The sequence below is a fragment of the Enterococcus sp. FDAARGOS_553 genome, assembly GCF_003812305.1.
Lineage (GTDB): Bacteria > Bacillota > Bacilli > Lactobacillales > Enterococcaceae > Enterococcus_D > Enterococcus_D gallinarum.
In genome coordinates, this window is record NZ_CP033740.1 from 1,473,671 (window position 1) to 1,486,786 (window position 13,116).

Annotated in this window: 12 protein-coding genes; 11 read left to right on the plus strand and 1 reads right to left on the minus strand. The window is 29.1% G+C overall.

All coding sequences use genetic code 11. From position 1 onward, the window contains the following. Positions 1-578: 578 nt before the first annotated feature. Positions 579-1,355, minus strand: a complete 777-nt coding sequence (locus EGX73_RS07560) for a leucine-rich repeat domain-containing protein (protein ID WP_123866851.1) — start codon at positions 1,353-1,355, stop codon at positions 579-581. 340 nt (positions 1,356-1,695) lie between these two features. Here EGX73_RS07560 and EGX73_RS07565 point away from each other — a divergent pair, with 340 nt between their 5' ends. From EGX73_RS07565 to EGX73_RS07630, 11 genes are all read left to right on the plus strand, one after another. Next, positions 1,696-2,265 carry a recombinase family protein gene (locus tag EGX73_RS07565; RefSeq protein ID WP_123866852.1) on the plus strand — a complete coding sequence of 190 codons (570 nt, stop codon included), beginning with the start codon at positions 1,696-1,698 and terminating at the stop codon, positions 2,263-2,265. Between the two features lie 217 nt (positions 2,266-2,482). Next, on the plus strand, positions 2,483-2,695 hold the full coding sequence (locus EGX73_RS07570) for a hypothetical protein (RefSeq protein WP_005233820.1): 213 nt from the start codon (positions 2,483-2,485) through the stop codon (positions 2,693-2,695). 17 nt (positions 2,696-2,712) lie between these two features. Next, positions 2,713-3,633 carry a hypothetical protein gene (locus EGX73_RS07575; protein ID WP_123866853.1) on the plus strand — a complete coding sequence of 307 codons (921 nt, stop codon included), beginning with the start codon at positions 2,713-2,715 and terminating at the stop codon, positions 3,631-3,633. 9 nt (positions 3,634-3,642) lie between these two features. Further along, on the plus strand, positions 3,643-3,885 hold the full coding sequence (locus EGX73_RS07580) for a hypothetical protein (RefSeq protein ID WP_019723519.1): 243 nt from the start codon (positions 3,643-3,645) through the stop codon (positions 3,883-3,885). A gap of 464 nt (positions 3,886-4,349) precedes the next feature. After that, positions 4,350-4,619 carry a hypothetical protein gene (locus EGX73_RS07590; RefSeq protein ID WP_123866854.1) on the plus strand — a complete coding sequence of 90 codons (270 nt, stop codon included), beginning with the start codon at positions 4,350-4,352 and terminating at the stop codon, positions 4,617-4,619. Then, the gene (locus tag EGX73_RS07595; protein ID WP_123866855.1) at positions 4,600-6,444 is read left to right on the plus strand and encodes a hypothetical protein; all 1,845 of its coding nucleotides are present in this window, start codon (positions 4,600-4,602) and stop codon (positions 6,442-6,444) included. Before EGX73_RS07590 ends, EGX73_RS07595 begins: the two co-directional genes overlap by 20 nt. A gap of 1,021 nt (positions 6,445-7,465) precedes the next feature. Further along, positions 7,466-8,437, plus strand: a complete 972-nt coding sequence (locus EGX73_RS07600) for an Abi family protein (RefSeq protein WP_096741727.1) — start codon at positions 7,466-7,468, stop codon at positions 8,435-8,437. 1,196 nt (positions 8,438-9,633) lie between these two features. Beyond that, on the plus strand, positions 9,634-9,816 hold the full coding sequence (locus EGX73_RS07610) for a hypothetical protein (protein ID WP_115240399.1): 183 nt from the start codon (positions 9,634-9,636) through the stop codon (positions 9,814-9,816). Positions 9,817-10,466: 650 nt separating this feature from the next. After that, positions 10,467-11,147, plus strand: coding sequence for a hypothetical protein (locus tag EGX73_RS07620; protein ID WP_123866856.1), 681 nt, complete (start codon positions 10,467-10,469; stop codon positions 11,145-11,147). A 137-nt stretch (positions 11,148-11,284) separates the two neighbouring features. Then, a complete protein-coding gene (locus tag EGX73_RS07625; protein WP_172956423.1) occupies positions 11,285-12,424 on the plus strand; it encodes a recombinase family protein in 1,140 nt (379 codons plus the stop codon). Then, positions 12,424-12,849 carry a hypothetical protein gene (locus tag EGX73_RS07630; RefSeq protein WP_123866858.1) on the plus strand — a complete coding sequence of 142 codons (426 nt, stop codon included), beginning with the start codon at positions 12,424-12,426 and terminating at the stop codon, positions 12,847-12,849. Before EGX73_RS07625 ends, EGX73_RS07630 begins: the two co-directional genes overlap by 1 nt. Positions 12,850-13,116: the final 267 nt, after the last annotated feature.

Below are 13,116 nucleotides of genomic sequence, written 5' to 3' on the forward strand. Positions count from 1 at the left end.
ATACACTCCCTCCTATAGTTTTATCTGTTTTATTTTATTAAAGTATCCATTCTCGTAACTATCCATTAGTAACCCTACACTCATAACTATCCATTCTCATTTCTATCCATCATTTGGTGATGGTATCCAGATAGAAAATTTTTCCAGTTTTTACTTATGCAGCTGTTTTGGAAAATTCACGGAGGTTTCCATTGTAATTTCTCCGAATTCACCTCATAAATGACATAGTTTTCAAAAAGTTATCACAAAAGTTATCATTTTGTTATCATTTTATTTTTTGAAAAAACCTCTTTTTTAGGGTTGATGGAGGGTTTAGGTAGGGTATGAAAATTAATAAATGTAAGGATTATGAAGGGGTTCATAATTTAGTAAAGTATCCCTGACTTCCAAAAGTATCCATCTCATAACTATCCCTTTTCATAACTATCCATCTCTATTTTATCATCTAAAAGTAGGGGATGGAAATTTGAACGTTGTCTCTAAATCAACTTGACTATAAAAATAGTGTTTGATAGAAAAATATCGCTCATTGAATGAGCGATAAGTAATTAAATAGGCAGGATAGTATTAGTAGTAGTCTAGTTTATGCTGTAATATGAACCGTCAGCCATTTTTATAGCCTTTGAACCTATTGTCTTATTCTTGTTATCTAAAGAATCATTTTTAACAGTGGATATTGATGAGTTCCAAAAAGCATAAGCTCCAATATTGGTTACATTAGAAATATCTAATGTTCCTGAAAATTTAGAAAGATAAAAAGCAAAACCTCCAATTGATTGTAAAGAATCAGGTAATGTTAAACTTCCTGAAAATTTAGAATTATTGAAAGCTTGATTTCCAATTGATTGTAAATACTTAGGTAGGGTCAATTGACCGTTAAACATAGAAAAGCAAAAGGCGTATTCTTTAATTAAAGTTATTTTCTTTCCATTAATCGTATCTGGTAGGATTAAATCCCCTGTCATACTTGTTGAGCCAGAATAGCTTGGGTTATTTATATTATATGTTGGAGAGGTATTTTTAATACCAGATGCTTTTATTGCATAAGTATCATCTTTTAATTCTTCAAGCAATACCCAAACTTCTGTCTCATTCTTAGATTCATTTTTGTCTCTTATTTTTACATATAATTGATTATTATAAATGTTTGTATTTTTTTCATCAGTATTAATATTATTTTCTATAATACTTCCGTTATTTAAAGCAGTGTTTGCTTGTTCTAACCCATCTGTAAAAATATTAGCTAAACTTGGTTTTAAAGTATCTCTAAATAATAGATAACTTATTAATATGAATATACCAAATATAATAATTGCAACGACTACGAATAGCCCTTGACTCGTTCCATTTGTCATGAAAAATGACCTCCTTTTTGTTTTTAATACATATGTTATTATAGCATCTTAAAGAACTGATATGAATTTTTTAATACGTTATAAATGTTGATACATAGTTTCTTATGTGTTTTTTTCGTTTAAAAAAATAAGAAATAATAGAAAAGTAAAGTGACGATTTGTTTGCTAGACAATTGTTATTTTTTATGTAATAATAAAACTACCTTGACGAAACCATTTGAATCGCCTATATGGTTTTAAATGATTTTTTCATTTACCCTGTCTATTTCCCAGTAGTCAGGGTATTTTTGTATTTAAAAAGAAATTATTAAACTAAGGAAAAGAAAGGAGGAGACCTCGCATGAGAAATAAAACGATTGGCTATATTCGCACTAGCAAAAATACGCAGGACTTAGGACTAGAAGTGCAGAGAAAGGCATTGGAAAAGTTTGAACCTGATGAATTATTTTCTGAGCAGATTAGTGGAAGAAAGGAACATCGAACAGAACTTGACAAAGCATTGAAACGTTTAGAAAAAGGAGATACCTTACTAATTTATAATTTAGCTCGGTTAAGCAGGTCATCTAGGCAATTGGTGAATCTGATGTCAGAGTTGAATGAGAAAGAAATTTATCTGAAAAGTATTCAAGAATCGATTGATACCAGAACAGCAAGTGGACGATTATTTTATACTGTCTTAGCTGGAATAGCAGAATTTGAAGCTGAAAATATTAGCATCAGAACAAAGGAAGCCTTAGCTAATACTGACAAGACCTTGGGGAGACCACCAATAAAACAAAGTAAACGTAAGAAAATCATTGTTTTATATAAGGGTAATCAGCTATCTTTAAAAGAAATTGCAAAAAAATGTGGTGTGTCCGAAAAAACTGTTTATAACATTGCTAAAAAAGAAGGTTTGTCCCGAAAATGAGACTTGATAAATTATCACTCTAAGGGTAACATTATTGGAGGGAAGCAAGATTTTACCGGCAATAAATCAACGTTTTTTACCGACACTGTTTAAAAAAATAAAATACATAAAAAAGACGATTGTATCAACATTTCTGTAGTTGATATGGTGGTCTTATTTTGTTGTGGCAAAAACGTTGATTTTTTGCATCAAGAAAGTTTAAGAAAGGATTGAAATAATGGCGTTAAAGGGCGGAAGGATTTTTCAAGAAATGATAGAAGTACCTGACGAAAAAGAAAAAGGGTGTGGCTGCATTGGTTGGATAGTATTATTAGTAATTGTCATAACCATTTTGATACATGTATTGGATTTTGTTTTCCAACATCTGTTTATTTCCTTTTTGTTTGTTGCTGGAATAGTGTTTGTGATTAATTTATTTAATAAAAGATAACAGAAGAGGTGAATAAAATGAAAAAATGGATGAAAATGGGAACAGCGTTAATTGGAATTGTTCTGATAAGCGGTGGAACAGGAGCTTATTTATATTCACAAATAAAAGAACCAGTGGTAGCAAAAGCAGTTAATAGTAATTCTTCGACAATTAAAGAAAAACCTATTGAAAATGAAAGTAGTTTTAACAGTAATATATCGATAGATTCAACTGAAAAAGTTGAAGAATTAAGTGCGATAGATGAATTTAAACAGTTGCAAAACGATGAAAGTCACTCTGAAGTATCATTAGAAGATAAAATAAAAATCGATGATGACAGGTTCAATACGAATATTGTTGTAAATCAACAAGATATTTATGAAGCTTTTGAGATGGATGGATTAAATGTAGGCACTTTATTTTATAATGGGAATCCTAGTGCTTCAAACCCATTTTTTTATATAGGTAACTCTAAAGCCGAAGTAGTAGAGGCAACAGAAATTGGTTCAAATCTACAAATTGATAGTAGTAAATATGATAAATTTGTGACTCTGCTTTTAAATCAAGGTTCTGGAGAAACAAATTATTATTTAGTAACTCAAAAAGCTGATGAAATAATAATAAGTTTACACACTGTAAAAGACTTGGTAACAGAAGAAAATCGTGTAGAAAAAGCATTACTGGTAGTAAAACCCATCCATTCAAAGCAAGCAACGGATACAAGAGATATAAGTAAAATGTTAAGTAGTCTAGAAAATGAAGAAGCTCCATCGCTTGCGGTTTTAAACAACCAAATGAGTATAAATGGAAAAAATACTTCTCATTTGGATAACGTATATGTCTCACTAACCGATAATAATGAACCTATTTATTTATATAAACAAGCGTTCGATGGAGTGTTAGCTGAATTTGAACAATATTTTTTCACTATTGCAATGTTTGACCACTTTTTCATGTAAGGAGAATAGATGAATACTAATCAATTAGCCCGAAAGAAATATGTTCAAAATAAAGTGAAGAAAGTATTTGTTCAAGCGAATGTAACTATTCCTAAAGTAGTAATCAATGGAGTAGCTACTGCTTTATATAAGGAATTTATAAATTTATCTATTGAAGAACAAGAGAGAGTATTATTCAGTGAAGAATTAGTAGCTTGTCTTTGGGAGAAACATGTAGTAACAAAAGAAAAAGAATTGTTAGAAGAGATGTGAGTAAAGTCATGTCTCTTTTTTTTACAAAAATCTATCTCAAAAATATTGTCAAAAACCACTTAAAAAATGACCCTTTAAAAAGCCAGTAAAATCAAGGGTTTTCTACTTGTTGACAGAAATACAAGATTATTGTAATATCGACGATTTTTCAATGGATTTTTGAAAATATACCTCTCAGACTTCACGAAAAAATTTTTATGGGGAATTATCCACTTCATGTTCAATTTAAGGTGTTTTTTAGGTCGAATTTAAGATGGAAAATATAATAAACATTGATATATCAATGTTTTTAATAGTTTTGGTATATCTAAGAACGGAATAAGAAAACAAGAGTATTCTTTTAATAAAGATACACTAATTATTTTTTATTATCCGAATACAATATTCATTCTTGACTTCAGTTGATAATTGATGATATAGTCCGGCAGCAATGATTAATATAATAATTTACGGAGGATAATTAAATGAATTCAAAAAGATTAACAGAAGAGGAATTGACTGAGAAACAAGAAAAGGTAAAGACTTGGCTACATATATTGGATAAAATCTATGGGGTAAAAATGACCGTTTTTTCTAGGGCGATTGGTATCCACAATCAAAATCTACATAATTTTCGAAAAGAAAAAAGAGGACTGACAGAAGAAAAAACGATATTATTGGAGAAAGTAATCGTTTTAAAATACGGTAGATTGCTAATGTTGGAGGACAGTGACTATGAAAGTATATCTAAGTAATATTCCGAATAAAGTAAAACCTAATCCAATTACCATTCGTAAAATATCTAATACTATAATGAACACATTGGTAGATATTTCTATGCAGGAATTTGCAGAAGAACTAACTGTGAATGGAAAAACTGTTGTTCTAGCTGAATTAAAAGAACCTAAGTTGTCTAAGTATACAGAGATTATTGGTCAAGAATTAATAATGCTCGATTTTGATAATAAAGATGAAAATAATTTGTATACATTGGAAGACTTGGAATCTGATTCGTTGATGCAGGAATATGCTTGTTTTATATATAAAACGTTTAGTGATAAAAATTCTAACGTAGATAAATTTCGTGTGGTTTTTCGATTAGATGGAGTGGTTACTTCTAATAAAAAAATTGAACAAATTTATCAAGAATTATTTAAATTATATCCTCAAGCAGACAGTTCAGTTGGACAAACAAGTAGAATGTTCTTTGGGAGCAATAATGGATATGAAGTGATTGATTGGGATAATCGTTTAGATGTTTCTGAGCTGTTGGAAAACATAAATGTTGAAAATTCTCTGGTAATAGGAGATTCAAACAATGAAATAGTGGATGATTCAATACCAAATTATGAACTATTAAAATTAGGAAAATTCGATATTATTGCAGAAAGACTAGGAAATAATTTTTCTGGTGAATTTTCTGACCCTATTGTTGCAGGGAACTTTTTTAAAACTATAGATATGGTAGAAATATTGGAACTTCCAGATATGAATCCATTTTTAGATATTTTCCATGAGGAAACAAACCCAAGTGCAAGTGTCTATCTAAATGAAGAATACGATATTTATTTATATAAGTGCTTCAGTGAACAATCTCCTTTCCAAGGAGATATTATAAGAGTTATAAGGAAGTTGCTCAATATTAAATCCTATACAAAAGTTATTGAAGTTCTGATAACGATTACAAATAGTGAAATAAATTGGAAGAGTGAAATTGGAGAAGCAAGATATAATGCAATGGAACTACAAAAAGCATTAAAACGTAATACTTTAAGGTTGAACTATCCTGATTTAAATAAATATTTGTATAATTACAGACAAGAAATAGATTTACTTTTAGACTTAATTTTTGATTATACGTATATGGATAAAGAGACTGGGGAAGTGAAATATATGAATTTCATTTCTTTAAAAACGTATGCTAAGTTAGTAAAAGAAAATTTGGGATATAAAATATCCGAAGGGAAAATGTGGAATATTTTAAATGTAGTGACCGTCACAGAACTGATTCGTAAGGCAGAGTCAAAATCCATACCTTTAGACCTGAAGGAAAAGTTGATTTTAAATCAACAAGAGAATTCTGGGCAAATAAGAACAAGTAATGTATATTATCCAGTGGTAAATATTGAAAACTCTCAAATATTAGCTAAGGAAATGGTGAAAAACAATGTTACGATTTCAGGATTAGGTTATAACTTGGTTTATAGATTATTTGGAGAGGAAAAAGCAAATCAAGACTTTCCACAAGCATATAAACCACTGGAAGACAGAGGTTTAGTGAGCATGAGTAAAAGAGATAGAAATTTAACTAAGGCTAGTGTGGCGTTAGAAAAATCAGCTGTAAAAATTCTTATGACTCAGATTGAAGAACAGGGATATATGTATGAATCAAATTTAATATCTAAACTTGCTAGAGTGAGGAAAACAAAGAAGAGCATCACTCAAAATAACTTTCAGAAAATTAGAGCTGATATTTATAATAATTATGGGATTAAAAGAGAACGATTGACGAAAGATTTATATTATGAATTGGGTATAAAAGAGAAATATTCATCTAAAGTTGTTCTTTATAAAAAGTAAGCTATTAAACAGGTAGAATTATATACCTGTTTTTTCTATGTTTTGTATAGCTATTATCAGACATATCTTTATTGTAAATAGGTTATAGTGTAAATAATAGTGTGAATATGTATAGAAAGTTCCCATAAATACTGTCTTTTTTTAGCTAATTCATTTTACACTAATATAATTAATATATACTAACTCTATTAGTGTAAAACGATTTGATTTAAAAAAGTCAATAAAATCAAGGGTTTTTCATAGGTATTTTCAAAGGATTTGTTCCATTTTTACATACTAATTCTATTAGTGTAAAACAAATTAGTTAAAAAAAACCAATAAATTCTAGGGCAATCTACTTGTTTTCACACTATTATTTACGCAAAAAACTATTTACAGTTGATAATTGTGTGATAAGACAGATATAAAATATTGATAAATCAGTATTTTTTCAGTGCCAGCAAGATGTAATCTTGCTGGCTTAATAGAGAGATTTAGGAATAGTATTCTCTTGAATTTCATCTATTTTTTTCATTTTTGGTAAAAAGAGGTTAATAAAAGTCAATAAAATCAAGAGGTTTTTATCAATTCATTTTAGGGGTATATATTAGTATATTCTATTTTATACCCCTAAAATGAATCTCGATTTTCTCCTAGAAAAAGGGGATGTTTTTAAAGGTCTTTTTTAAAAAAATTCTACTTTTTTCTATAATATTATATACCGCTAAAACGAACTGAAATATTTCCCTAGAAGAAAGCGACTTTTGAGCAACTTTATTTTCATTTTTTTGAATTTTTGCTTTTAAGCATTGATAAGGCGGTGGTTTTACCACCGTATTAAACAGAGAATTATAGGTTTAGTAAAATAGCGAAAGTTTGCTGCCTAGAAGGTTAGATGAAATTTTGCTAGAGTGAGAAATAAAAGAATAGAATTATTCTTTACTCATATATCAAATCAAACTATATTAATGATAATAAAAAGGATTTTTCATTGACAATGTAATATGCTTTTCGTATTCTTTGAAATAAGGAGGTATTTCACATGGTTAAAGGAAAAAGTACAAATGGATTGATGAAACACATTAGAGATAACCATAATGTTCGTATTGTTGGGAGTAAAGCGAAGAAAGAATTACTACAAATGGGATACTATCATGGATACAAAGCTTATCGATATTATAAACGAAGTAGTAATACATTTCAAATTAATGATTTTAATGAAATTAAAGCAATCTATGATTTTGATATGAATGTAAAATCGTTATTGTATCCATACATTATGAATATTGAAACAGCAATAAAGAACTACTCAATTGACACACTAGTAGTTTTAGGAGACTGCTCATTTGACAAAGTATATGAAAATCATTTGTTATATTATCGGACGAAACGTGTAGGTAGTGATGAGTATCAGGTAGAAATTAAAAGAAGACTAAATCTCAGGAAGAAAATTCAATCTACCATTTATTATGAGTATGGTAATGATAACCCAGTTATTAAACATTTTTCACATTCGGGAGAACCAATCCCTCTGTGGGCTATTTTTGAAGCAATTTCTTTCGGAACACTAGGGTACTTCATTCAATGCTTATCTGTAGATGAAAGAAGAAAAATATCGGAAAATATAGGTGTTCACCATAATCAGGATAGGCAAGCAGTTACACTTTACAAACATATTTATATTTTGAAAGGGCTTAGGAATGCAATAGCTCACAATAATATCGTCTTTGACTGCAGATTCAGTAATAATCGTATTTCCAATAATATATTGCGAAACTTATCTAGCGAGTTACATTATGTCGATTTTACTTGTGAAACTATTACAGATTATGTGGGTATTGTTTTATTTTACTTGAAAAAAATTGGATTTTCAAAAACTGAATTGAAAAGTTTAGTAAGAAAGTATAAATTATATATTGAAAAATTTAAGTCAGAAGTTCCGCAAAGTGTGAGTGATAGAGTATTAGGTACGAATATTAATCTCAAAATATCTTCTCTTGAAACATACATCTAACAAATTGCTTTACAAATATTGAATTAGATGGTAGGATATAATTACTAATTGCGGTATAGATTGACTATACCTAAGGGCGAATGATATATTTCATTCGCTCTTTTAATTTGTCTTTTTTTTAAAGTTTTATATAAATGTAAATATATTATTTAATTTCTTTGAATTAATAGTATTTCTGTTGAATAGTCTGTTTTTTCTCCTAATAGCTCTTGAAGATGTTTGCGATAAATTTTATACACAAAAACATAAAATCGGTTAGAACGCAATTTAAGTAGCATAGAATTGATTTTGGTATTTAAGTTGCCTAGGGATTTTACTTGTAGAAATTTTATATCTTAGTAATTAGTTTAAAACGTTGATATATCAATATTTAATATGATTTATGGAAAAATATATATTAAAAAACATCTCTCAGATAAAAGTTAGTGAGTAATTTCCCACATTTTTTTCTTCGTTGCATCTGAGAGGTGTTTTTGGAAAAATACATTGAAGAATCGTTGATACTACAGTAATCTTGTATTTTTGTCAACAAGTATAAAACCCTTGATAAATAAGGCTTTTTTAAGGGTCATTTTTTAAGTGGTTTTTATCATAAAATTTGAGATAAAAAATCATAATTATGAATAGCCAATTTAGAATAATTTCTTTAATTCGTTTGCAACAATTTTGGTGCTGATAAAATATTCTGGTGTTTGGCTACGATAAGGAGTATTTGCTAAGGCTTTCAAAATAGTCGGTTGCAGATTTGTTTGAAAATCAATAGCTTCAGTAAAGAATTGACAATGTTGAATCATGTTATTGTTGACACTGAGAATTGAACGATTATAATTTGAAGAAATTTCAATCTATCAGCTCTTAGAAAATACTTTTTAATTTCAATAGGTTTGAAAATAGAGGCAATGCTTGTTTGGTGGGTATGATATTCATAATGTCCTCAAAGTGATTTTCTTTTCTTATATCAGATGAGCTTCTGTAAGAAATTGATTAATATACGTTTGTTGAAAGGAATAAAATACCTTTACTTTTTTATTAAATATAACAAATAATTGGATTTATATAAATAAGTAAAGTTAGATGTGAAGTGTTGATGCGACAGTTAAAATTGCAATTTAAAAATGACGATGATACTATAAAAAATATAACATGAATATTCATTATTCTTGTATAAAATTTTATATTAAAGGAGGTCATTTTTCATGACAGATGGAGCTTCACAAGGACTTTTTGTAATCGTAGCGGTGGTAATTTTTGGTATTTTTGTATTAATCGCTTATATTTTATTCCGTGATACATTACAACCTAAATTAGCAGATATTTTCAAGAATGCCACAGATACTGCAGAAGCAAGCTTGAATTATAAACCTACACCTGCAGGTTAAAAAATGGTCTACAAATTTGCAATTATAGAAAAAGGATGTTATGTTATTCTTAGAGATGCGAATGATAAAAATGTCATTTTAAATTAAGAGAACAGTCTAGTCCACTGTTCTCTTTCCTTTTGGGCAAGTAGATTTATTCTGCTTGTCTTTTTTGTATACTTATTGAACAAGAGATATGAAAATTAAGCCAACAGCTTAGGTAATATAGAATTGACCCTAAAGCTAGGAAGTAAGTTTTTTCTTGTTATTTAAAACGTTGATTTATCAACGATTATTTAAGCAGATATAAATAGTTTATATAAAAAACACCTCCCAGATAGCTTTAAGTGTAGAATTACCCATAAAAATTTCTTCGTTGCATCTGAGAGATGTTTTTTCAGAAATTCATTGAAATATCGTTGATGTTACAGTAAGTTTGTATTATTGTCAACAAGTAGAAAACCCTTGAATTTACTGTCTTTTTTGAAGGTCATTTTCTAAGTGTATTTTGATTAATTTTACGAGAAAAATTTTCACTATATTTGTAGTAATAAAATGGTACCTATTCTAAAATTACTTTTATAATTTATAATGGAGGTAAGTCAAAAAATACCTTTTGATGAATTATAGAAATATAGTCGATATAATAAAGAATATTAAGGAGCAGTATAATGGCACTGACACAAAAAGAGATGATTCATTCGCTCTCTAAACTTCTAAAATGGCTTGAGCAAGAAAGTAAATGGGGAACGAATAGCGGAGAATTGAAATTTATTACAGGACGTATAGGTGAAATTTATACAGCAATAATGACGAATGGAAAAATGGCTACAAAAACAAATCAGCCAGGTTATGATGTAATTGCTAATAATGGGGACTGTATAAGTGTTAAAACAACCACTAGTGAAAAAGGAACGCATCATTTTAATTTCAATGCTTCTACATTAGATAGTGTTGATAGAGTGATAATTGTATATGTGGATACCGAAAAGTTAAATATTAAAATTATTTATGATGCTGTAATTGAAGAGGCGAAAAAGCTTATGATACCAACAAAAAGTGGGAAAGACAAGGTGATTTCTCAAAGTAAAATTCTAAAAAAATCAAAAATACATAAATCAGAAAATGAAACTATTATAGAAGTTAAATATAAACAATTTACTGTTCAAAAACTAGAAAATGGTTCTATCAAATTATTTGAATACTTTGAAGAAGTGGAAATAGTAAAACCAGTTCTCAGAATGATAGCTCGACAGATAGGAGTGGACACAACGAATATTAACGGAAACGAATTGAATACAAGAACTCTTGGAAGTAATGTAATTAAGGAACTTTTAAAAGAAACAAAATAAATAGGCTCATTCTTTAGATTTATTCATAAGGCATAAAAGAATTAATTTAATTCGATTGGTAATTGTTGTCTATTTATAGAAAGTTGATAAAAATCTTTGTATAATTAAATTGAAGGTTTTTCAATTTAGGAGTGAGAATCGTGAAGAAAAATGATTTTAGAGAGGAGCAGAAGTTAACTAAGCAACAGAAGAAGATACAAGAAGCGTTTAGTAATAAGCTTGAAGTAGAGATTATTCCAGCAAAAGTTTCTGATTTATCGATACAGAAGAAAAGAGTGGCTGCTTATTGCCGAGTAAGCACATATGATGAAACCCAGTCAGGGAGTTTCGAATTACAAATCCAATCATATACGGAAAAGATACTTTTAAATCCGGAATGGGAATTTGTAGGTATTTATGCAGATAGAGGAGCTTCTGGAACCACTATAAAAAAAAGAGAACAATTCAATTGTATGTTGAATGATTGCCGATTGAACAAGATTGATTTGATTATTGTGAAAAGTATCAGTCGCTTCTCACGAAATGTATTAGATTTTATTTCGATTTACAGAGAATTGAAAGCGTTATCTAATCCTGTGGGAGTATTTATTGAAGATTTGAATATAAATACTTTAGATACTACGAGTGAAACATCGTTATTGATGTTGAGTGTAGTAGCACAAGCTGAAAGTGAACAGAAGAGTGAAGCTATTACGTGGTCTATTATTGAAAGATTTAAAAAAGGATTACCTATAATTCCCACGCATAACTTCTTAGGATTTACTAAGGATAGATTTGGAAAGATTGTTATAGAAGAATCAGAAGCTGAAATAGTTCGTTTCATCTATAAAAATTTTCTTGAAGGAGTTCGGGCTGTTGATATAGCAAGTCTTTTAAATGAAGCGAATATACCAACTGTAGCAGGCAATAAGTGGAAATCTTCATCAATTTATCGTGTGTTAAGAAATGAGAAGTATTTTGGCTTAGTTATCATGCAAAAGACTTTCACTGTAGATTGTTTTACTCATAAGAAAAAAGTCAACCGAGGTGAGAAACCAAAATATTTATTAAGAAATGGGTTGCCTGCTATTGTTTCTGAAGAAGATTGGAACTTGGCACAAGAATTATTGCTAAATCCAAGAAAAGGATTTAAAAAGAAAACTGTCAAAAATATTGAAAAACCTAAAACTTTTGTTTCTACTATTAAATCAGGTGTATTCAAGGGATTTATTGTGATTGATACGAAATGGACAAAAGAGGAAGTCGCTGAGGTATTATCGAAAGGAGAACACCAATAATGAGTAAAATAAATTTTGACGATTATAATTTTGAAGTAATTAGTGTAGAAACGACTGGTAGTTATTTGTTGACTCTCAATAAAAATTCGTTGACGTTTGATAAATCAATCGCAGAGGCATTGGGTTATACAAGTCACGTAAAACCACTTTTAGATAGAGAAAATAAAGTGTTTGCTATTCAGGCTTGTAAAGCGAATTCTTTAAAATCAGTTTCGTTTTCAAAGCCTGCAAGCCAACAAAAAGGAAGTATCAAGATGCAATATGGTGCTATTAGAAATATTCTTAGGTCGCTCATGGGTGACCAATGGAAAGAAGAAATGAGGTATCAATTTAAAGGAAATTTAATACCTGACAAAAAAGCTATGGTATTTGAGCTAGAAAAATTTGAAGAATTATTACCGTTTATTCCTAGAAATAAGAATTAATTTAAAGACCCACCGCTTTATCATGTATGTAAGCAAAACACCTCTCAAACGCTAGTTCGAGTTTGAGAACAAGACTTTTGAAAATCAAGTAGCAGAGTATTGTTGTAAATAAATAAAATGAACTCAAAAAGTGATAGTTTTTAATGGTCATTTTCAAAATGTTACTCTCTATCAAATTATTTTTTAATTTTATTGACTATAGTTTGTTCATATGATAAGGTCCGGTACCGGTAGGATTTGATTCCTATAACACCAATAGCGTCAATA

Coding starts and splice junctions, on each gene's coding strand:
- EGX73_RS07560 (WP_123866851.1), bottom strand. CDS start 1,355: ATGACAAATGGAACGAGTCAAGGGCTATTCGTAGTCGTTGCAATTATT.
- EGX73_RS07565 (WP_123866852.1), top strand. CDS start 1,696: ATGAGAAATAAAACGATTGGCTATATTCGCACTAGCAAAAATACGCAG.
- EGX73_RS07570 (WP_005233820.1), top strand. CDS start 2,483: ATGGCGTTAAAGGGCGGAAGGATTTTTCAAGAAATGATAGAAGTACCT.
- EGX73_RS07575 (WP_123866853.1), top strand. CDS start 2,713: ATGAAAAAATGGATGAAAATGGGAACAGCGTTAATTGGAATTGTTCTG.
- EGX73_RS07580 (WP_019723519.1), top strand. CDS start 3,643: ATGAATACTAATCAATTAGCCCGAAAGAAATATGTTCAAAATAAAGTG.
- EGX73_RS07590 (WP_123866854.1), top strand. CDS start 4,350: ATGAATTCAAAAAGATTAACAGAAGAGGAATTGACTGAGAAACAAGAA.
- EGX73_RS07595 (WP_123866855.1), top strand. CDS start 4,600: ATGAAAGTATATCTAAGTAATATTCCGAATAAAGTAAAACCTAATCCA.
- EGX73_RS07600 (WP_096741727.1), top strand. CDS start 7,466: ATGGTTAAAGGAAAAAGTACAAATGGATTGATGAAACACATTAGAGAT.
- EGX73_RS07610 (WP_115240399.1), top strand. CDS start 9,634: ATGACAGATGGAGCTTCACAAGGACTTTTTGTAATCGTAGCGGTGGTA.
- EGX73_RS07620 (WP_123866856.1), top strand. CDS start 10,467: ATGGCACTGACACAAAAAGAGATGATTCATTCGCTCTCTAAACTTCTA.
- EGX73_RS07630 (WP_123866858.1), top strand. CDS start 12,424: ATGAGTAAAATAAATTTTGACGATTATAATTTTGAAGTAATTAGTGTA.